Consider the following 19,924-nt stretch of genomic DNA (forward strand, 5'->3'; position numbering starts at 1 on the left):
GTCATGCTCACGAAGAGAGTAATACCTTGTATGGATGTGAAAGATGGTAAGGTGGTGAAGAACTACCAGTACTTCACCCCTTTGCCGGATGCGGGAGACCCGGTAGAGTTAGCATCTATATACAACGCTCAAGGTGCAGACGAACTCATGTTTCTGGACATAACAGCCTCAGTGGAGGGCAGAAAACTCATAATCGACCTTGTCAACCGCACTGCAAACGAGATCTTCATACCGCTTACCGTTGCTGGTGGAATTTCTTCGGTAGAAGATATGCACAGGGTCTTGCGAGCTGGTGCGGATAAGGTAGCTATAAACACTGCGGCAGCCTGGAATCCTGACCTCATCACGGCCGGTGCTGAGCGTTTTGGTAGCCAGTGCATAGTGGTGGCGATTGATGCCAAGAAAGAAACTGATGACTGGTATGTGTATACCCATGGCGGACGAAAACCCACAGGCAAAAGAGCTGTAGACTGGGCGCGTGAGGCTCAGGATAGAGGTGCGGGTGAGATCCTGCTGACTAGTATCGACCGTGACGGCACGGGAGAGGGCTACGATCTGGATCTACTTGACATTGTTGCCTCTGCTGTTTCGATCCCAGTTATAGCTTCTGGTGGAGCATCAACTCCCGACCACTTTGTAGAAGCGATTCAGCATGGAGCAGACGCGGTACTGGCTGCATCTATGTTCCACTATGGTCACTATACCGTATCCCAGGCAAAAAAGAGGATGAGTGAATGCGGGATACCAGTAAGGCTGTAAATCTTGTTGATATGCTCCAGTATGATGAGCATGGTCTACTACCGGTGGTAGTACAGGATGCTGCTACCCTCAAAGTGTTATTGGTAGCTTTTATGAACAGAGAGGCGCTAGAACGCACCCTATCAACAGGTTTGGTGCATTTCTGGAGCCGCAGCAGGAAGAAAATTTGGCTTAAGGGCGAGACCTCGGGTAGAACTCTGCATGTCAGGGAGTTAAGGCCAAACTGCGAGCTAAACTCTCTTTTAATCCTAGTAGACCAGCGTTTGCCAGGGGCATGCCACACAGGTCATTTCTCCTGCTTCTATCGCCGTCTTGAGGATGGAGAACTCGTCGAGATCGAGCCGCCATTATTTGATCCTGAAGATGTATATTCTGACCTGTCTGTGCTGTTAGGAGCCTATGATTGGCTTAGTAGACAGCCTACCATAGATAGCTCGAGTACCTCCAAGATATTGCATGGTGCTGGGCCTGATCCTTGGGCTAGGTTACTGGAAGAGTGGCAAGAGCTTCTAGGTGTGCTCGAAGGTACTCATGTACACAAAGGCTACTATGAGGATGCTAAGTTAGAGGCCTACCAGGTGCTCTATTGGACTTGTCTATGCTACGTGCTCTTAGATGATCGTCCTTCAATTGAAGAGATCCATGGTGCTTTTATCGATTCTGAGAAACAGGAGGTTTCCCAGATAGAGCACCTCATTGCCATTGGTAACAAGGAACATAACAGAAAGAACAAATTACTAATTTATTGGCGTGCTCTGGGAACTGCATGTCGTTTGGCTGGGTTAGATCCTATGGAAGTAGTTAGATCTGATCTTCAAGATCTATTATCAAAGGATTACATGGCGGCTTTTATAGGTGAGGCTTCTGCCCCAAGATGATATAATGCCGCATGGAGGTAGCCTATGTTCGGTATCGGCCCGATGGAGATGTTGGTAATAGTTATAATTGCGCTTATCGTTCTTGGCCCAGAGAAATTTCCCGAGGCCGGTAAGACCGTTGCGCGTATGATAAGAGAGTTTAGGAGCGCTACCGATAGCGTGACACGCGAGCTCAGCCTCTCTCTGAATGATGAGCCAAGGTATAGCGACAATAACTATAACCACTCCAACAGTTCTGTGCTCGACGAGGATATAGATACACAAAAGGTGGAAGCTGAGCTAATTGAAGAGGAGAACCCCATATACCAGGAGTCTTCCTTCCAGTCTGGTTCTGAGGAGCTTGCCTCTCAAGATGCTCCTGCGGACATATATTCTTCAGCTAACGAAGAGGCAGCATCTACTGAGAGTTCTGAGGATGAGGTCGAGAAGGTTCTTAGAGAGATCGAGAGGCAGCAATCAGTTGGATCTAATTCTCTTGATGGGGAGATCAAGATCAAGCCCGCTGAGGGGCATGTAGCTTGGGGTGACCATTACCGTCGTTTGCCAGATACTTCTACTCCTGAGTTCCACGAACCAGATGTTACAGAATCTACCGATGTAGCCTCTACCTCGGAGGATTACGAGAGTAATCTTGACTTGCCTAGTAGGCCCAAGCTTCCTCCTATATAGCCCAAACTAAAACACGGGCAGGGTAATTTGATTCTATTTACCCTGCTCGTGTTTTAGAATCTATTCGGCAGCTTGCTCTTGCTTAGCCTCTTGAGCTTGTTGTCCACTTTGCTGGCTAGCTAGCATCTCGCTGGTAATCTTGGCATAAACGACGGTGCTGAGTATGCTTGCAAGTCCTGCAGCAAACATCCATCTGGGGAGCTTTATCCCTAGAGCGTGATCTAGTGAGTATTTGCCCGGACCTGCAAGGGCTATAGCAGTAGCTACTGCTATATTTGTGACTGGTAGTTCTGCGCCTCCTGCTGTAACCCAGATGGGCTTGCCCCAGTGAGCTTTGGCTGTCGCCATAGACATGGCACCTATGATTCCTAATGGTCCTAGGGGATTCATTAAGCCTAGCGCTGTGAGTGCACCTCCACCAAACTCAGCAAGCCCTGCGAGCCAAGCCCAAGCATTGCCTGGCTTTAGCCCCATAGACTCCAACCAACCGGAAGTGCCTTCAAGTCCGGGGCCCTCAAACAGACCAAAGAGCTTCTGGGCACCATGACCGGCTACCAAGGACCCAGTGGTGAGACGTAGTATCAGTTTGGCGGCATCCTCCATATGTGATCCTCCTTTATATTAGTTAGTTCGTAACTAAATATTAGCAAGAGCCGTGCCTGGAGGATAGCCGATATCGACTGTTACTTTTGGATTTCGGACAACAGGCTGTCTACATTGAGTGGTCGAGTGTAGAAGTGTATCTTACCGTTAGTCGTTGGCCACTCGCTTCGATCACGATCCCATGCCAGCTCAATGCCGTTCATGTCTGGATCGTGGGTATATATAGCTTCGTGGGTGCCATGATCCGAGGCGCCGTCTATAGGCCAATTATACTGCAGTAGTCTGTCAAATATAGTTGCCAGATCTTTCCGAGTGGGATAGTTGATAGCGAAGTGATAAAGCCCTGTAGATCCTAAAGGCGGTGGAGAGCCGCCTAAGCTCTCCCATGTATTTATGGCTATGTGGTGGTGATATCCACCTGCAGAAAGAAACGCTGCACTTGATCCCATCTTGGCTATAACTTCGAAGCCTAGTACTTCCTGATAGAACCAGAGAGACCTCTCAAGGTCTGAGACCTTGAGGTGAACATGTCCTATTTTCGTAGCTGGGGGTACTATATAGTCTGACATTATTGATTTATCCTTAGGTTCCCTACATGTATCATGAATAAGAAGTTGCAGGGCATCCTCACATGGATGCCCTGCGCTATTTTATGCTATAAGCCTCACTTTATTACAGTAAGTATCTCAGCGTGTGCTATCTCAGTACCGTTTGAGTATATTCGGAGCGTAGCTTCGTGGAAGCCAGTAGGAGCTCCTTTGCTAGCTTTCATGTTCACCCTAATGGTGTCCTGCTCTCCATTTGCCAGTGTAGAACTGGAGATGCTGGCATTATAAGTCACTCCACTGCCAGTTACATCGGTGATCTGTACGCTGAGACCTGTCAACGTAGTACCGCTTATATTAGCTACAGTGACTGTCCTGCTGCTGCTTTGCCCAGATCCTGATGGTATGAGCCCAAAGGTTATGCTTACTGGATCCAGAGCTACCTTGGCATTTACAGCAGCCAGCAGGTCTTCGCGACCAGCGCCCCGGATCAGGGAATCTCTAATTATAGTGGTACCGTCTCTATAATCCTTCAGTACATCATCATTAGCCGTGTTTGTGATGGCGGATCGGATCTGCCATGAGCTCCAATCTGGATGCTGGCTCTTGATCACAGCCGCAGAGCCTGCTAGATGCGGAGCCGACATTGAGGTCCCCTGATAGAAAGCCCAACAACCCAGCTCTCCACAGTCACCCGGTATAGAGCTTAGTACGTTCACGCCGGGTGCCACAACATCTGGCTTAATTCTGTAATCTACGCGGGTAGGCCCCCATGAGCTAAATCCTGCCATAATATCCACACTATTCGTAAGGAAGTAGCTTAGGGAAGCCGATATGGTAGTGCTATTACCATCAGCATCCAGAAGCTCTTGGCCAGCATCTCTAGAGATCATGTAGGCAGGTATGGTTGGCTGGTTGGGTGTGCCATCCTGTCCCATAGCTGTCGGGTCACCAGCAACGTTGTTTGCTACCAAAGCCGCTATAGCTCCAGCCTGTTGTACGTTTCTGATCTTGGTAGAGAAGGAGCATACTCCTCTGGATATCAATGCTATGTGGCCTGATAGATCGCGCTGAGGAACCGTGCATGCAGTATCTAGACTGTCATTGGATGTGACTACGGCCAATGGTGCGGTAAGGTTCTCTGAAACTGTGGCGAAATCGCCTGCGGCAGCACCAAATGTCCCCTTACCATCTACGGTCACAGGTGCACCTACAAAGTGAGGCACAGTGCTGGCTCCTGCTGTGAGAGCTCTTTCAGCAGAGCCTGGAGAGCCACCTGTGAAGTATCCTGGCCCATTATTCCCCATCGATACTGTTATCACCATATTGGCGCGATCCAGATTATCAACTGCTTGGGTCAGCAGGTCCTGAACTCCTCGGTAACCTCCCCCAAGGCTCATGTTGGCTATGTCGAAGCCATCCTTATATGCCTCTTCAAGAGCATTCAGGATGTCTTCTGATCTGGCACTACCAACTGTACCAGGGAATACATTGTAGTTGCCTAGAAGCGCTCTAGGAGCCACACCGGATACTCTATAGGGAATATCGACACCATTAACGTTTGCAGGTGTGTCCAGGTTACAGGCTACGGTTCCAGCTACGTGTGTGCCATGAGTATCAATAGCTTCTGGTGTGAGGCCCTGTACCTTAGCCTTGTTATAAAAGACCTTGGCTACGATGACCTTGTTGTTGGTGAATCTTGTATCACCTAACTGTCTTTGCTGTGGGTATCCTGAATCATCAAAGCATGGGTGATTCACATCTATCCCAGAGTCAATTATGGCTACCTTGACTCCCTTGCCGGCATTAGCAGGTCCACCGCCCTGTGCCCATGCCTGCAGTGCGTTGATGATGTTGAGGTCCGGATCGTTAGCATCTGTGGGATAATAAAGCCCCTCATACTCAACAGTCTTGACTAGGGGAGATTTACGTAACGTGTCAAGGCTCGTCCCATTTAATTTCACAGACACTGCGTTGAGTGCAAGATCATATTCTCCCGTAACTCTAGCATTAGGTGCATTCTCTCGTAGCCAGCTCTTGAATTCGTTCCTTCTCTCTGCCAGCAAAGCTCGGTATGATTTGACTTGCGAACTGTTGAAGTCTATCTTCTTTCCCTGGAGTGGCTTAGTCTTTGAATAGGTTGAGAGAGGGTCTCCAACTAACTGAACCAATGCGTATTCGGTGGTGTAACTCGGTTTACTAGTAGTGCTATCCGAAGTTTGTTTCCCGTATGAGATCGAAAAACCGGACAGCGCTATGGCTAGGCATACTACTAACCAAATCCACAACCTTGCTTTTGTTTTCATCTTCTATCCCCTCGCTTTTTATTAATTCCCCTTATCTAGCTTGAGAATAGTTAGTAGCATACAACATTTATGAAATAAATCAATAGATGAAGGTAGCTTATGACATTTGGCTACCTTCATCTATTGATTAGGAGAATAGAAATGGAGGGGATTACTGTAATCTTGGAAGAACGTGCTGCTGATAGAATCTTATAAATCCATCTTGATTAGGGCCCACTTGATGTACATATACATGGGTATAGCCCGCGTCCAACATTTGTTGTATAGCCGCTAAATGGTCATCTGGATTTGAGCTGCACGTTATAGACTTAGCTACATCCTGTTCTGTTACCATGCTAGATGCTTGCTCAAAGTGAAGTGGTAAGGGTAGTTCTTGGTTCAAGTCGCCTTTCAGAGCTCCATTAGGCCACCATTCATAGGCTGTTTTGACGGCCTCTTCAGTGCTCTCTGCCCAGCAGACAGTCAATTGCCCATACTTAGGTTTGTCTGCGCCGCCATTCTTGTTAAAGGCGTCAATGGGGTCGCCACTAGGGCCAACACCTATAAAGCCATCGCCTATGCTAGCTGCTACTTGTGCACTATGAGTGCCGGATGCGGCGATCATTATCGGAGGTAGCTGTTCGGGCAAGGTATAGATACGTGCATTTTCTACCTTAAAGTACTTCCCGTAGTGGCTTTTGTATCCTCCTTCCCATAGCTTTCTTATGATCTCTACGGCCTCCTGGAGCATATCCAGCCTTATCTTTGGTTCAGGCCAGTGCTGTCCAAGTATGTGTTCGTTCAGGTTCTCTCCTGTGCCCAATCCCAGGAAAAACCTACCTGGCATCATATCGGCTATTGTGGCTGCAGCTTGAGCTATGATTGTGGGATGGTATCTCACGATGGGACAGGTAACTCCAGTACCAAGTATCAACTTGTCTGTTACCTGCGCTATCCCCCCAAGTACGCTCCACGCAAAAGGGCTTTGCCCCTGCTTATCCGTCCATGGGTGAAAATGGTCGGATATAAGGGCGAATTCAAATCCTGCCTCTTCTGCCATCTTGGCATATTTTATTAGGTCGTTAGGTCTGTGCTCCTCGCATGAAAGAGAATAACCAATACTTGCCATTTCGAATCCTCCATGTACCTCACTTACCGACTGTCAAGGGATGTTGTAAAGGAAGATGGATGGCTGTAAGTTTTGCAATATACGTGCCATTGTCTTGAGCGCTAATGTAGAATGCCTGAGCGTATGTCTAGTTGGGGACCTTTTCGAGGATCAGTATGTGTGCAAGGCTCTTGTTGTTTTGCCGCGTGATGCGCCTGCCTACGAAATACTTTCTATAAGGGACTTTATCGTAGATATGGGCTGGACATGTGTTGTATCCGAGGATACTAAATACCTTGATAAGTACCTTGTTGTACCAATTCGTTGGCAACAACTCTCCCGAGAGCACTATCACATATCTGCCATTTTCTCTAAGGACGCGATGAACTTCTCTGAATGTGTCTTCCTGCAGGATATATTCTGTAGGGAAAGTACTGATTACTGTGTCAAAAGATGCATCAGGAAATGGCATCTTTTGCACTCTACAGACTATAAGTCTAGATTTAGTGAGCTCTTCAGGCAGCCTCTTTTTAGCCAGAGCATGCATTCTAGTGGAAGGATCAATACCTGTTACGTAGTAGCCAAGCGAGTACAAAGCAGCAAGCAGCCTGCCCGTGCCAAAACCTATCTCCAAGACCTCTTTGCCTCGTATGTAATCTAGAGCATATAGTCGCCAAGTATTCCACTGTCCAGCGGATACTAAGAAACTGATCGGATCATATATAACAGCCAGACAGTTATACAGCGCGGGAAATATTACCTGCCTTAGTGCTGCTCCGAAGATACGTTGAACTGCGTTCATTTGAGGCAAGAAGATTACCTTAGGTCAAAGGATTTTCAATGTACAGCAAGGACTTTCAATGCACAGCATCGTGAGAGAGCTCTCGTGCGGCTTCCTGTAGCCTTTGCCATAATTCGGGCATACGGTCCAGTCGAAGTATTTTGTTATCTCTGCTTATAAAGGGATGTACAGTATAACCTGTGACTAATGGGTCATTTTGTTCGGCCACAGTAATTCGGTAGTCAAATCTAATTCTAGTCCGGGTAAGTTCTCCTACATAGGTCCAGATATCGAGTAGCTGTTCATATACAGCAGGCCTATGGTAACGCGCGTAGACCTCTATTACGGGCAGTAGGATGCCTAAGGCTTCTATTTCACTATAGGGCATACCATGCTCACGCATTGCATCGGACCTGCCTGCCTCAAACCATTCTATATAACGTGTATGATATACAACACCACTTTGATCAGTATGTGCGTATCTTACCCTTACTTGAGTCTTGTGTGCGGCCAACTATGCCTATACCTCCAGATTGAGTATCAACGTTCCTCCATATATTCGGCAAGCTTTCTTATAGCGGGGCCTCTACGGAGTTTCTCAAGTGCCTGCTTCTCTAATTGCCTCACTCGCTCGCGGGTGACTCCTAGTTCTCTCCCCACTTTTTCTAGCGAATAAGTATGACCATCACCAAGCCCATATCTTAGCTGCAAGACGCGTTTCTCGCGAGGGGTAAGCACCTCATCCAGTACTCTATCCATCTCGGTTTTGAGTACCTCATCAGTAGCTTCTTCCTCAGGATTGGCTCGAACGTCAGGGACGAACTCCCCAAGAGTACTATCTGCTTCCTCCCCGACAGGCGTATCGAGAGATACAGGTTGCTGTAAGTACCCAAGGAGTTCTCTTACCCGCTCTGGACTAGTGCCAGCCTTTTCCGCGATCTCTTCAGGTGTGGGTTCACGATTTACAGTCTGTGAGAGCTGCTGTCTTATCCTGTTGATTCTATTGAGCTCTTCATTTATATGAGCTGGAAGCCTGATTTCTCTGGACTTATCACCTATAGCACGTGTAATGGCTTGCCTAATCCACCAAGTAGCGTATGTGCTGAACCTGTGCCCTTTGCGCCAATCGAACTTTTGGACCGCTCGCATCAAGCCGATATTACCTTCCTGTATTAGGTCCAACAAAGGCAGACCTCGTCCTACATATCTCTTGGCTATACTTACCACTAGACGAAGATTTGCCAGGACGAACCTTTGTAGGGCTTCGGTATCGCCCTTCTCTATTCTCTTAGCTAGCTCGACCTCCTCCTTAGGAGTAAGAAGAGGAACAGACCCTATCTCTCGAAGGTAAATCTTGACAGCATCGGTGAGATAACCGTCGTTCTCCAGTTCTTCTAGGGTCTGGTCCAGATCTTCCTCTGGTCCGGCTTCTGCTTCTGTGGTTTCCTCAGGAAGAACTTCTATTCCTTCCCGAATGAGAGCATCACTGACCTGATTAAAGCAGTCAATGTTATCTTCGGCCTCGGGAACAAGCTCGAAGACATCTCTTTCAGTTACATGACCCTTGCTCTTCCCAAGGGTGATCAATCTTTTTATGGCCTCTTCAAGCTCGGTATTCGTCTTTTGCGCCATGGTCGACCCCTCCTAATGCTATGGGTCATAGGGTTACAAAACTAGGCCTAGTTCTGCAAGAGATGTACCAATTGGGGTTGAAGCAACATGCTTAATCCCTCGTAATCAACAATTGAATTGTAACTTATTAGTTTATCACCATGTACGTGTAAGGTCTGGCTGTTAGCGTATATATCCTGCCTGCCTCCAATGCAAGCACATATCAGGACTAGACCTCTATAAGCTCTCTTGTTGCCAGGTTTAAACGCTCGGCACCCTGTTGTGTTACTACCACTATGTCCTCTATTCTGACTCCAAACTTGCCGGGGATATATACCCCGGGCTCAATGCTGAAGACCATTCCTTCTTGAAGTTGTAGATCACTATCAGGAGTTATGTATGGCGGCTCATGCACATCCAATCCTAGCCCATGCCCAGTACGGTGTATGAAGAATTTGTCTAGACCTAGCGATCCAAGGTGATCCCGAGCAGCCCTATCTACCTCTCTCGCTGGAATCCCAGGCTTCACTGCCAGGAAGGCTAGTTGCTGTGCTTCCTTAACAGCTTTGTAAACCTTCAGCTCTTCTTCATCAGCTCTCCCAACATGTAGGGTACGAGTTATGTCTGAGTTATAGCCCATCAAAGGACCGCCGTAATCAAATATGACCATGTCCCCTTCTGATATTGTCCTGGAAGAAGGAGAGTGGTGTGGGGAAGCACTGTTAGGCCCAGAGGCTACTATGTTAAAGGCTATATCCTCGGCACCTTCTTCTAAAAGCAAGTCGGATACTATCTGAGCCATCTTACGTTCGGTGAGTCCCCTGGGATCAATCGTCAAGATCCTTTCCCATACACGGTCCGCCACCTTGCTCGCCCGTTTCATGAACTCTACCTCTTCGGCGTTCTTTATCAGTCTCATCGGTGCGAGTATTGTGCTTGCAGGTATCCACCTGACATGCTTTATATCTTCCTGTAATGTTAGGAGGAAGATGCTCCACAGCTGGTCTCCTACTGCTATCGTCTGTACACCCTGTGCAGCTAGCTCTTTTGATATCAGTTTGGTAGGAGACTCTGATTCCTTCCAAATTACAAGGCTTAGTGATGGGTCAGTGACTCTGCTTGCCTCTAGCTCGGGGATGTATAGCCTATGGTCGGCGTGTGCAAAGACCAGCAGAGCGGTCAATCTCTCGCTTGAATGAATGTTGTAACCAGTGAGGTATAAGAGGTCCGATCCTGGCCCCAGGATCAGAGCATCTACTCCTCGCTCTCTCATTATCTGTTGAGCTCTTTCTATCCTATTCCTGTACACCTGTTACCTCCTTGTGGAGCAATTATTGGTCTATAGCTTATAGTTAGTCAACCGAGTGCATGTCTGTCATTTAGTTATGGTATACTGCCCGCCAGAGGAAGACTGATGAGATTTATTGTTCGTAGGATAACCCCAAGACCAGATATCATTAGAGCTGAAGCTAGCAGGCTGGGAGCAACGATTAGTACAGACGAAGATTACCAGCCTGTGGTTCTTAGGGTATCGTCGGAAGAAAGCTTAGACGATGCTATTCTCAGATATGCTGAGAATGAAGGACTCGCTGTCTTGAGTGGAAAAGAAGGAGCCCTGGTGATAGGCAGCTCTCAGAGATGTGAGTGGTGGGCTGGGCGTTTGGCCAGTTCCTATAAAGACCTTTCAAGACAGATTCGTAATGTCCTAAGGATGAATACCCCTAGTGTGCTATACGCCAGGGACAAGACTATAGAGCTGGGATCTCGGACTCTAGTTATGGGGATTGTCAATATAAGCCCCGATTCGTTCTCTGGCGATGGCCTGGAGGATATATCGGCGGCGGTATCTCGGGTGGAGACCTTCCTCGATCAGGGAGCAGATATCATCGATATAGGCGCAATGAGTACCAGGCCGGGATCAGACCCTATCCCGGAGGAAGAGGAAGCAAGTAGGCTCAAAGACCTGATATCTCGGATTAGGCCTATGACTGATGTCCCTATTTCAGCGGACACCTACCGCTTGGGTCCAGCACAGGCTGCTCTGGAAGCGGGAGCGGATATCATTAACGATGTGTCTGGCCTGCGCGATCCAGAAATGGCTAAGCTAGTAGCTGCTTATGAAGCTGGTGTGGTTGTGATGCACATGAAGGGAACACCAAAAGATATGCAGGACAATCCTCAATACGATGACCTCATCAGCGAGATCTATTCTGAACTAGAGGCCGGGGTGAGTAGGGCGCTGGATTCAGGGGTGCGTAGAGAATCCATAATTATAGACCCTGGTATAGGTTTCGGAAAGACTATTGAACATAATTTAGAGATAATCGCTCGTCTTGGAGAGTTCAAGTCAATGGGTTATCCCGTGCTGATAGGTACTTCCAGGAAGGGGTTTATCGGCAGGATAACCGGGAAAGATCCTCAGGAGAGAAAGTTTGGCACGGCCGCAACTGTAGCACTTTCCGTGGCTGCTGGAGCTGATATAGTGCGAGTGCATGATGTTGAGCAGATGCTTGACGTGTGCCTTGTGGCTGATGCAATAGTGCGAAGGGAATTCCTGTAGGAGTACACCTTCTGTCATGCAAAGCTGGCGTCTGATATTAGATCGTGCTTGTGATGGTGCTACCAATATGGGCATAGATGAGGCCATGCTAGCGGCCGTAGATGAAGGCAAGGCTCCTCCTACTATACGGCTCTATGGTTGGTCACCTGGTTGCTACTCATTAGGAAGATTTCAACCATATTCTGACTTAAACGAGGATGCAAGATCTATTCCTGGTATAACTTGGGTAAGACGACCTACCGGAGGTAGGGCCCTTTATCACAGCACAAGTGAGGTTACCTACAGTATAGCAGCGCCTCTGTCTGATGAACGAGTGAGCGGTTCAGTAACTGAGAGTTATAGGAAGATATCCTCCTGTTTGGTTGCTGGTCTAAGGCTTCTGGGGGCAGATGTACAGCTTGCTCCAAAGGGGGATGCCAGGTTGCTCAGGACTAATCCTGCCTGCTCTACAATACCTTCACAATACGAGCTAACTTACATGGGTCGTAAGCTGATAGGTAGTGCTCAGACTAGAACAAGGAAAGCCCTCCTCCAACATGGTTCAATACCACTAACGGATCCTCAATATAAGCTGTTTATGGGGCTGAGTTTTCCAGATAACGACACCAGACTGTTAGCATTTCAGTCCAGCAAGAACAAGGCAACCTGCCTGCAGGAGGCTCTTGGTTTTGTACCGGAAAGAGAAGACGTGGAAAAAGCCCTGATTGAGGGGTTTAGTCTTGTCTGGCAGTTACAGTTGTGTGTAGGTGATCTCACCAGTTACGAAAGACAGCTTGCAGGGCAACTGGCAAACGATAAGTATAGATCCCTAGAATGGTCCTGTAAGAAATAGCTTTTGGAGGTTACTGTGCTTGAAGCTGAAGAAATACAGAAGATAATCCCTCACAGGTATCCTTTCATACTAGTGGATAGAATCATCGAGATAGAATATGGGGTACGTGCAGTAGGAATAAAAAACGTGAGCGCTAATGAACCTTACTTTCAGGGGCACTTTCCTGGTATGCCCATAATGCCTGGTGTGTTACAGGTGGAAGCTTTGGCTCAGGTGGGTGCTGTAGCCATACTTGGCATGGAGGAAAATCGAGGCAAGCTTGCCTACTTCGCAGGTATAGATGATGTAAGATTCAGGAAACCAGTTAAGCCCGGGGATGTACTTACTCTTGAAGTGGTCCTGGATCGGGTCAGAGGTAAGATCGGCACAGGTAAAGGAGTAGCCAGGGTGGGTGATACTGTCACTACTGAGGGGAGATTCATCTTTGCTCTAGGCGACTGGCCTGGGAGTGAATAGTATTTGAGCAGGCGCCTACTTATTGTCAAACTAGGGGACCTGGGCGATGCAGTTATATTGACTGCGGCTGTGGATGCAGCTAGCTCCTGCCTGCCTGAATACAGTATAGATGTTTTACTCGGCAGTGCCGGAGGTGAAGTATTCGCCTGTGATGAAAGAGTCAACAAAGTAATAACATTTGATCGGAAGCTCATAGAGGGCATTAGGGCTTTCACACCTCGGTCGATCATCGCTTGGATAAAGCTCCTATGGTCCGTATACAGACGACACTACGATATCGTCATTTTTGCCCATCATATGACTACTTTTCTGGGTACCCTTAAGTTGTTCTCCATAGCACTTGCATCGGGCGCACCTCTTAGGGCTGGTATTGATAATGGTAGAGGGTGGTTTCTCAACGCTTCCCTGCCTGACCAGGGTTTTGGAGCCAAATGTGAGGGAGCTTACTGGCGGGATATAGTACTAGCATTAGCGCCTTGTGCAAGTGGTGGCAATTTGGGCATAAAGGTCTGTCCCGAGTCCTACGCCAAGGTTGATAGCTTATTGGGAAATAACATAGCTAGACCATTAATAGCTGTGCACCATGGTCTAGGAGGATGGATCCCAGGACGCGCATGGCGTGCGGAGCTTTACGCCAAGGTTATTGATAGACTACATCAAGTTTTGGGTGGTAGCTTCATCCTTATTGGAGGACCTGAAGAGGTAGGAGGGGCTGAGGAGGTAATCAAAGCCTCAAGGACAGAGCTGGTAAACTTAGTTGGTAAGACTAGCGTGCAAGTTCTAGCTGCAGTGCTTTCTAGATGTGACCTTTATATAGGTCCCGATTCCGGTCCTATGCACGTAGCCGAGGCAGTGGGCACCAAGATAGTCTCACTGTGGGGACCCACCAATGAGCGGGCTTGGGGGCCATGTGAAGAAATAGGTGCACCACCCTCTGTATGCATAAGGGCACCTAACAGACCGAAGCCTTCTCTATATGTGGGGCATAAAATGGGTAATGTTTCTCAAGCCTGTGATCTTGGAGATATAGATCCCGAATCTGTGGTGGATGCTGCCATAAGATTATTGAGGAGCGGAGGTAAAGTTGGCTGTAAAAGGTAACCTGATAGTAGGTCAATCCGGTGGCTGTACGGCGGTTATAAACTCCAGTTTGGTCGGAGTGGTTCAGACTGCCCTGAAGAGTCCTGCTGTGGGTGAAGTTTACGGTATGTTGCACGGTGTGGAAGGTTTGTTCCGTAGCGAGGTAGTAGACTTGCGAGCTGAGCCTGACGGTGTATGGGAAGAAATCAAGAAAACACCATCTGCTGCACTAGGCTCCAATCGTTACAAGCTCTCTGATGATGATATAGATCGAGCTCTACAGATCCTGCGCTCTCTGGATGTAAGGTACTTTATTTATATAGGTGGTAACGATTCCGCAGATACAGCCCATAGGATAGCCTTAGCAGCTCAAGCAGCAAATTACGAATTATATGCGGTAGCTGTGCCGAAGACCATAGATAACGACCTTCCATACACAGACCACTCTCCCGGCTATGGAAGCATAGCTCGATTTATCTCCACAGTCACCCAGGAGATTGGTCTAGACACCGAAGCCATGCGTAGGGTAGATCCAGTCAAGATCCTAGAGGTTATGGGTAGGGATGCTGGATGGGTAGCTGCCTCATCGATCCTTGGTAAGGTCAGAGAGACGGATGCGCCACATCTTATATATGTGCCTGAGCGGCCATTAGTTAGGGAGAAGTTTCTGGAAGACGTTGAGAATTGCTATCGGAAGTACGGCTATGTGCTGGTTGTAGTTGCCGAAACAGTGCGAGATGAGAACGGCAACCATATAGCTAGGGTTGATCCGGTATTTAGTCAAGACGCTTTCGGTCACAAGTATATCTCAGGCACCGCAGCTTATCTTGCTGATCTTGTTAGCCGTGATCTGGGACTACGAGCTCGGTACGATAAGCCGGGCACCATCCAGAGGATGTCTATGGCAATGGCTAGCCAGGTGGATCTGGAAGAGGCTTATATGGTGGGACGATATGCTGTAGAAGAGGTTACCAAGGGTACTACCAACCGCATGGTAACCATAGAACGGATATCAAACGACCCCTATATGAGTAAGCCTGGTCTGGTAGAGCTGGAGAAGATAGCCAACCAGCAAAAACTTTTACCTGAGGAATACATCTCGCCAGAGGGCAATTTCGTTACAAAGGCGTTTGTGGAGTACGCAATGCCACTTATTGGTGGGAGTGCCGTGAGCTTTCCGCGCCTGCAAGGCAAGAGAATAGCCCTGAAGACAATCTAGGCTTTTTGGTAGGTGGAGTCTGCGTGCTCATCTCTTTCTCTACGCTGGGTAGATGTCAAGCCGCACTCCGAGAGAAAATCTCCTAGATGCCTCCATCGGCAGAAGTAAAATACATATCTGCCTTGATCATCTATCTGTGACCTGCTAAGTCTCTGAGGGGTTATGTGGCTGCTCTCTACCTCACTCTTGCTCCAGCGCTCCTCGATGTAGAAGTGATCTTCGGGTAGAGGATGTCCACATATTGCGCACTGTCGGGAGGTGTCTGTGTTATGCATAATGTGACCTCCGGCCTTGGGAATAGATACGCTATGTGGACAATAATTATAAGACATAATGTAACTTATTTCTATATCACAGACTTGTTAGGTTTCTAGGTCTTCAAGCTGATGCCCACAGTAAGGGCATATGTTCCATGTAATTCGGACCGACCGTCTGCAGTTTGGGCAAGTGCTCTTAAGATCTAATCCGCAGATCGGGCAGTATTTGAATTCTGGTTGTGCGCGCGTCTTGCACCTTGGGCATAGTTCTACTTCAGAGGCTTTAGCGAGTGATTCTCTTTCTCTGAGCTTTATTAGGCGTACCTGCTCAAGGGTATAACTGGGGCGCAGCATTAGATATATCAACCATCCTATAAAGAAAGTGGCTGCTACCAGGATGGTTGAGAGTATAGGGACTAGAATGTTGTTTGATCTGCTCTGCGAGTCCTTGTACGTCCAAAGGGCTAATGCTATCCATATCATGGCTATAAATGCCCCAGCAAGAGCCAGCCCCAGCCGTACAAGCTCGTATAAGCTGGTGTTCACTTTCGGTACTTATATGCGCACGTATCTTTCTACGGGCAGGACGAATATAGTTGCGCCGCCCACCTCTACTTCTATAGGCCCGGTAGGTAAGTATTCGCCGGATTCAATGGCCGGGATTGAGGGGCTTACTAATCGAGTTCGGGTTTTACAAGTCTGCGACAGAATGGTGATGACTCTATTTACTCGCTCGTCTTCCACTCCAATAAAGACGGTAGCATTACCTTCTCGGAGGAATCCTCCAGTTGAGTTGATGAGCGTTGCTCCTATCTCCTCACGGTTGAGTGCATCTAGCAGTGCATTGGTATCTCGACTGCTGATAATTGCAATGACTAACTTCAAACCTTCCCTCCTATGCGCGATTGTAGCTTCTTGTTGACGATCTCGATTATAGTCCTGTGAATATCTTCGATGCGCCCTGCGGCATCTATTACATAGAATCTTGAACTGTACTCCTTAGCCAGGGATAGATAGGCTTCTCTAACTCTCTGATGAAACTCTAACTCTCTGGCATCCATGGAGTTCCAGCCGCTCTCTGCCCCTCTGGCCGAATCGGTTCTGCGTCGTCTTAGTCCTTCTTCCGGGCTTAAGTCTAGGTAGAAAGTTATGTCCGGCTCCAAGCCTTCAGTCCCTAGCTGTATGGCTCTTTCTACTTCGTCCCTTGGTATCCCATCACCCCCCCATTGATAAGCCCTGGTGGAGTCAGCGTATCTGTCGCATATGACTATCTTACCTGAGTCTATTGCAGGCTTGATGATATGCCTGACTAACTGTGCTCTTGCGGCAGAGAATAACAGGAGAATGCACTTAGGGTCAAGATCTTTGCCTAAAGGTCCGAGCAGTATCTTTCGAATCTCTTCGCCTACGAGTGTGCCCCCAGGCTCGCGGGTTAGTACTACTTTACATTGCAGTGTTTCAAGGGCAGTGGCAAGCATTCTAGCTTGAGTAGTTTTGCCACTGCCCTCCGGTCCTTCGAAAGTTATGAACACCCTACTCCCCTTTGAAGAGGGTCACGCTTCGAAAAGGTTCTTTGCCGCTGCTACGCGACTGGAGATTATATCTCTCAGCTATCTGGTGCTGCATTCTCCTTATGGAATGTGTTTGAGGAGATAATTTGACGGCTGGAACCTCATCGTTCAGGATCTTCTGTGCTGCCTCCTCGGCTTCGTATTGAGCCGACAGTACTGGGTCTACTGGAATCGGTATGTGAAACAAGCTGGACAGCAGGCGCTCTATATGTGTAGCACTATTGGTTCGCAGTACGTATACGGATTTGCCTCTCGTCCCAGCATCCTTTATAGCTGGAGGCGCTTTTCTGTAGTAGTTATCTACTGTAATAACTACTTCTGCCTCGTCAAGATTCTTGACTATTATGATAGGGACTCCCATCCTGATAGCTGCCTGCTCCAGCTTGTTGCGGCTTACACCGAAAGGATAGACCTTCTTCGGCTTGATTATAGGCTCCTGAGCCTCGGGCAGTGTTTCCTCACTTTCCTGCTTGGTGTTTCTCGGGATGTTCTGTGTCTCAGTAGTTACTGGGACACTTTTTCTATCGATTCCGCTGTCCATCCTGTTTTCGAGGCGTCTGGAGGGACGCTCCTGGAAATACGAGGCTACGCCTCTCTCGATATGTACTTTGCCAGTAGCGTCTCTCCATCTGACCTCTGGCTTGATCTCATAGCCACGAAGGATAGCGTCTACCGTTTCAGCCACATCTGGGTGTATGGCTACCCTATCCCTATCTTGTATCTCTACAAGGATATTAAATGTCGGAGGAGCTTTGCGCTCGAGGATACTCTTCTGGGTGCCCCTGCGCTTAGCCTCTTCGTCGCCTAATGTGACGGACTGTATACCGCCTATTAGGTCCGACAGGGTAGGGTTCATCATCAAGTTCTCGAGCGTATTACCGTGTGCTGTACCTATCAGCTGTACGCCTCGCTCAGCTATAGTACGCGCTGCTGCTGCCTCAAGCTCAGTCCCGATCTCGTCGATTATGATGACCTCGGGCATGTGATTTTCCACGGCCTCTATCATCACAGCATGCTGCATGCTAGGTGTGGGTACCTGCATTCTTCTTGCACGTCCAATCGCTGGATGTGGTATATCACCATCACCAGCTATTTCGTTGCTAGTGTCGACTATTATCACGCGTTTTCTCAGGTCTTCTGATAGTACCCTTGCGACTTCACGCAGCATGGTGGTCTTACCAACACCAGGACGGCCAAGTATCAGGATGCTCTTGCCGGTCTCTACTAGGTCACGAATGATATTTATCGTGCCCATAACCGCCCGGCCCACTCGGCATGTGATACCAATCACATCTCCCTTACGATTGCGTATAGCACTTATACGATGCAGGGTTCTCTCGATTCCCGCTCTGTTATCGTCCCCGAAGCTTCCGATCCTGCTTATGACATAGCGTAGATCCTCATGGGTTACCTCATTATCCCCTAGGGTAACCTCTCTATGTGGAAACCTAGCTTCAGGTAGCCTGCCAAGGTCCATTACCACCTCGATTAAATCAGGTAGGTCAGGCATCTCCTTGAGAGGCCTGCTGATACGAGGTGGAATAGCCGCAAGCATGGCATCCAGATCATCTGTTACTGTGTATTCTTCGTTGTGTTCGTATCTCAGTTCGTGCACCATAAGCACCTCGTTTATTGACATAACTAAATTATAGCGTCTTTTTGTGTAGTATCTTTCTTCTGGAAGAAGCCTGTCTGGAGAGCTGCCGGGTTTGTTTCGACTGACGGTACTGTTTGGTTGTCTTTGGATTTGACGAATGCTGTAGTGTACAGGACAAGCCGTAATTGGTTATGTAGGAGAGAGAACCCTTCATCATTTAATAAACACTCCAATTCGTCCTGATGTTCCCTGACTGTACAATAAACCTGAACATGTCCTATTTGCGATATCTTGTTGATACCCAGGTTTAGGGCTAGGCGCAGGCTCTGCTCTAACTCTGGGATATCTGGGTCATAGAAGAAATTCAGAATATAATTCCTTTTCCCACTTTTCAGACTACCGTATACAGCAAGGTTACCTTCCGGGTTTCGCACAATCCATTCCTTGCGCTGGGTCTTCTCCATATGATTACGCTTCCACATGCTCGGAGTCAGACCATCAGCCCTTCTTATCGTTGCGGGTTCTGTGTGGTTATATAGCCTCCATGCATCCCATATGTCCTGCTCAGCCAGGCTAGTTTCAGGTGTAGCCGGACCGGATCCTGCATTGAATATCTCGCGGCTAAATACTTTTTCCTCAGTGACTCTAGTGAAGCCTAGACTTACCAGTACCTCAACAAGAGGGTCATCCTCTGCCACTTTAGCTACTACCTTCTGTTTGCCCTCCCTCACAGCCCAAGCGCACACAGAAGACAACAACTTCTCTCTGTAGATTTCTGTCTTAGGAGAATAATTTCCAAACTCTCCAAGGGCTACAAGGTGCAGTGTGTCCTCGTTCTGAGTTGTATGGGTATAGCATATGCTTCTTATATGGGTTGGGGTAGTATAGGCGAAAGCTCGGTAGTGCTTTCTCATGGGATAAAGTGAAGACTTGAGAGCAAAAACTACTGGAGAGAAGCCTCTAACCGAGGTTTCTGGCATATCTAGCGACGTGAGTCGCTGCCGCCTGATTAGATACGGTAGGTCCGTGATATGAATGGGCCTTATCAATCCTGCCCCACTAAATATTTACCTAACACTAGAGTGTATATGAATAAGCTATCCGCTTTCAAAT

The 19,924-nt window shown here is 48.1% G+C and carries 22 protein-coding genes; 8 read left to right on the forward strand and 14 right to left on the reverse strand.

What is annotated here, in order from left to right:
* The first annotated feature begins 3 nt into the window (after window positions 1-3).
* Genes hisF through TTER_RS03325 form a run of 3 tightly spaced genes read left to right on the forward strand, consistent with a single transcriptional unit; the run spans window position 4 to window position 2,306 of the window.
* A complete protein-coding gene (gene hisF / locus TTER_RS03315) occupies window positions 4-759 on the forward strand; it encodes an imidazole glycerol phosphate synthase subunit HisF (RefSeq protein ID WP_012874616.1) in 756 nt (251 codons plus the stop codon).
* Window positions 735-1,637, forward strand: a complete 903-nt coding sequence (gene hisI / locus TTER_RS15265) for a phosphoribosyl-AMP cyclohydrolase (RefSeq protein WP_012874617.1) — start codon at window positions 735-737, stop codon at window positions 1,635-1,637. Before hisF ends, hisI begins: the two co-directional genes overlap by 25 nt.
* Window positions 1,638-1,661: 24 nt before the next feature.
* Window positions 1,662-2,306 carry a Sec-independent protein translocase subunit TatA/TatB gene (locus tag TTER_RS03325; protein ID WP_012874618.1) on the forward strand — a complete coding sequence of 215 codons (645 nt, stop codon included), beginning with the start codon at window positions 1,662-1,664 and terminating at the stop codon, window positions 2,304-2,306.
* A 60-nt stretch (window positions 2,307-2,366) separates the two neighbouring features.
* Here the strand turns inward: TTER_RS03325 and TTER_RS03330 are convergent, their stop codons facing one another.
* The 8 genes from TTER_RS03330 to TTER_RS03365 form a co-directional block, all read right to left on the reverse strand.
* A complete protein-coding gene (locus tag TTER_RS03330; RefSeq protein WP_012874619.1) occupies window positions 2,367-2,909 on the reverse strand; it encodes a DoxX family protein in 543 nt (180 codons plus the stop codon).
* Window positions 2,910-2,989: 80 nt separating this feature from the next.
* Window positions 2,990-3,478: a VOC family protein gene (locus TTER_RS03335; RefSeq protein ID WP_012874620.1), complete on the reverse strand. Its 489-nt coding sequence runs from the start codon at window positions 3,476-3,478 to the stop codon at window positions 2,990-2,992.
* A 95-nt stretch (window positions 3,479-3,573) separates the two neighbouring features.
* Window positions 3,574-5,760: a S8 family serine peptidase gene (locus TTER_RS03340; RefSeq protein WP_012874621.1), complete on the reverse strand. Its 2,187-nt coding sequence runs from the start codon at window positions 5,758-5,760 to the stop codon at window positions 3,574-3,576.
* A gap of 151 nt (window positions 5,761-5,911) precedes the next feature.
* On the reverse strand, window positions 5,912-6,868 hold the full coding sequence (locus TTER_RS03345; protein ID WP_012874622.1) for a TIGR03557 family F420-dependent LLM class oxidoreductase: 957 nt from the start codon (window positions 6,866-6,868) through the stop codon (window positions 5,912-5,914).
* Window positions 6,869-6,995: 127 nt separating this feature from the next.
* Entirely contained in the window at window positions 6,996-7,649 is a 654-nt protein-coding gene (locus tag TTER_RS14585) for a class I SAM-dependent methyltransferase (protein WP_083768764.1), read from the reverse strand.
* A gap of 55 nt (window positions 7,650-7,704) precedes the next feature.
* Window positions 7,705-8,142, reverse strand: coding sequence for an acyl-CoA thioesterase (locus tag TTER_RS03355; protein ID WP_012874624.1), 438 nt, complete (start codon window positions 8,140-8,142; stop codon window positions 7,705-7,707).
* 26 nt (window positions 8,143-8,168) lie between these two features.
* Entirely contained in the window at window positions 8,169-9,260 is a 1,092-nt protein-coding gene (locus TTER_RS03360) for a sigma-70 family RNA polymerase sigma factor (protein ID WP_012874625.1), read from the reverse strand.
* Between the two features lie 208 nt (window positions 9,261-9,468).
* A complete protein-coding gene (locus tag TTER_RS03365) occupies window positions 9,469-10,548 on the reverse strand; it encodes a M24 family metallopeptidase (protein WP_012874626.1) in 1,080 nt (359 codons plus the stop codon).
* A gap of 105 nt (window positions 10,549-10,653) precedes the next feature.
* Between TTER_RS03365 and folP the strand changes: the two genes are divergently transcribed.
* Genes folP through TTER_RS03390 form a run of 5 tightly spaced genes read left to right on the forward strand, consistent with a single transcriptional unit; the run spans window position 10,654 to window position 15,386 of the window.
* Window positions 10,654-11,799, forward strand: coding sequence for a dihydropteroate synthase (gene folP / locus TTER_RS03370; protein ID WP_241215213.1), 1,146 nt, complete (start codon window positions 10,654-10,656; stop codon window positions 11,797-11,799).
* 16 nt (window positions 11,800-11,815) lie between these two features.
* On the forward strand, window positions 11,816-12,631 hold the full coding sequence (locus tag TTER_RS03375) for a lipoate--protein ligase family protein (RefSeq protein ID WP_012874628.1): 816 nt from the start codon (window positions 11,816-11,818) through the stop codon (window positions 12,629-12,631).
* A gap of 15 nt (window positions 12,632-12,646) precedes the next feature.
* A complete protein-coding gene (fabZ, locus tag TTER_RS03380) occupies window positions 12,647-13,087 on the forward strand; it encodes a 3-hydroxyacyl-ACP dehydratase FabZ (RefSeq protein WP_012874629.1) in 441 nt (146 codons plus the stop codon).
* 3 nt (window positions 13,088-13,090) lie between these two features.
* A complete protein-coding gene (locus TTER_RS03385; protein WP_012874630.1) occupies window positions 13,091-14,188 on the forward strand; it encodes a glycosyltransferase family 9 protein in 1,098 nt (365 codons plus the stop codon).
* A complete protein-coding gene (locus TTER_RS03390) occupies window positions 14,172-15,386 on the forward strand; it encodes a 6-phosphofructokinase (protein ID WP_012874631.1) in 1,215 nt (404 codons plus the stop codon). The genes TTER_RS03385 and TTER_RS03390 overlap by 17 nt, the downstream gene beginning before the upstream one ends.
* Here the strand turns inward: TTER_RS03390 and TTER_RS03395 are convergent.
* The 6 genes from TTER_RS03395 to TTER_RS03415 all read right to left on the reverse strand — a co-directional run bounded on the left by TTER_RS03395 (window position 15,383) and on the right by TTER_RS03415 (window position 19,791).
* The gene (locus TTER_RS03395) at window positions 15,383-15,661 is read right to left on the reverse strand and encodes a hypothetical protein (RefSeq protein ID WP_012874632.1); all 279 of its coding nucleotides are present in this window, start codon (window positions 15,659-15,661) and stop codon (window positions 15,383-15,385) included. The two genes, TTER_RS03390 and TTER_RS03395, sit on opposite strands and share 4 nt — an antisense overlap.
* Before the next feature lie 87 nt (window positions 15,662-15,748).
* Window positions 15,749-16,126 (reverse strand): zinc ribbon domain-containing protein, encoded by a 378-nt coding sequence (locus tag TTER_RS16330; RefSeq protein WP_012874633.1) that lies wholly within the window; start codon window positions 16,124-16,126, stop codon window positions 15,749-15,751.
* Between the two features lie 72 nt (window positions 16,127-16,198).
* The gene (locus TTER_RS03400; RefSeq protein ID WP_012874634.1) at window positions 16,199-16,528 is read right to left on the reverse strand and encodes a cyclic-di-AMP receptor; all 330 of its coding nucleotides are present in this window, start codon (window positions 16,526-16,528) and stop codon (window positions 16,199-16,201) included.
* Window positions 16,525-17,175, reverse strand: a complete 651-nt coding sequence (gene tmk, locus TTER_RS03405; protein ID WP_012874635.1) for a dTMP kinase — start codon at window positions 17,173-17,175, stop codon at window positions 16,525-16,527. Before tmk ends, TTER_RS03400 begins: the two co-directional genes overlap by 4 nt.
* A 1-nt stretch (window position 17,176) precedes the next feature.
* Window positions 17,177-18,832, reverse strand: a complete 1,656-nt coding sequence (locus TTER_RS03410; protein WP_012874636.1) for a R3H domain-containing nucleic acid-binding protein — start codon at window positions 18,830-18,832, stop codon at window positions 17,177-17,179.
* A 23-nt stretch (window positions 18,833-18,855) separates the two neighbouring features.
* Window positions 18,856-19,791: a hypothetical protein gene (locus tag TTER_RS03415; RefSeq protein WP_012874637.1), complete on the reverse strand. Its 936-nt coding sequence runs from the start codon at window positions 19,789-19,791 to the stop codon at window positions 18,856-18,858.
* Window positions 19,792-19,924: the final 133 nt, after the last annotated feature.

The organism is Thermobaculum terrenum ATCC BAA-798 (assembly GCF_000025005.1).
In the GTDB taxonomy this organism is placed as follows: domain Bacteria; phylum Chloroflexota; class Chloroflexia; order Thermobaculales; family Thermobaculaceae; genus Thermobaculum; species Thermobaculum terrenum.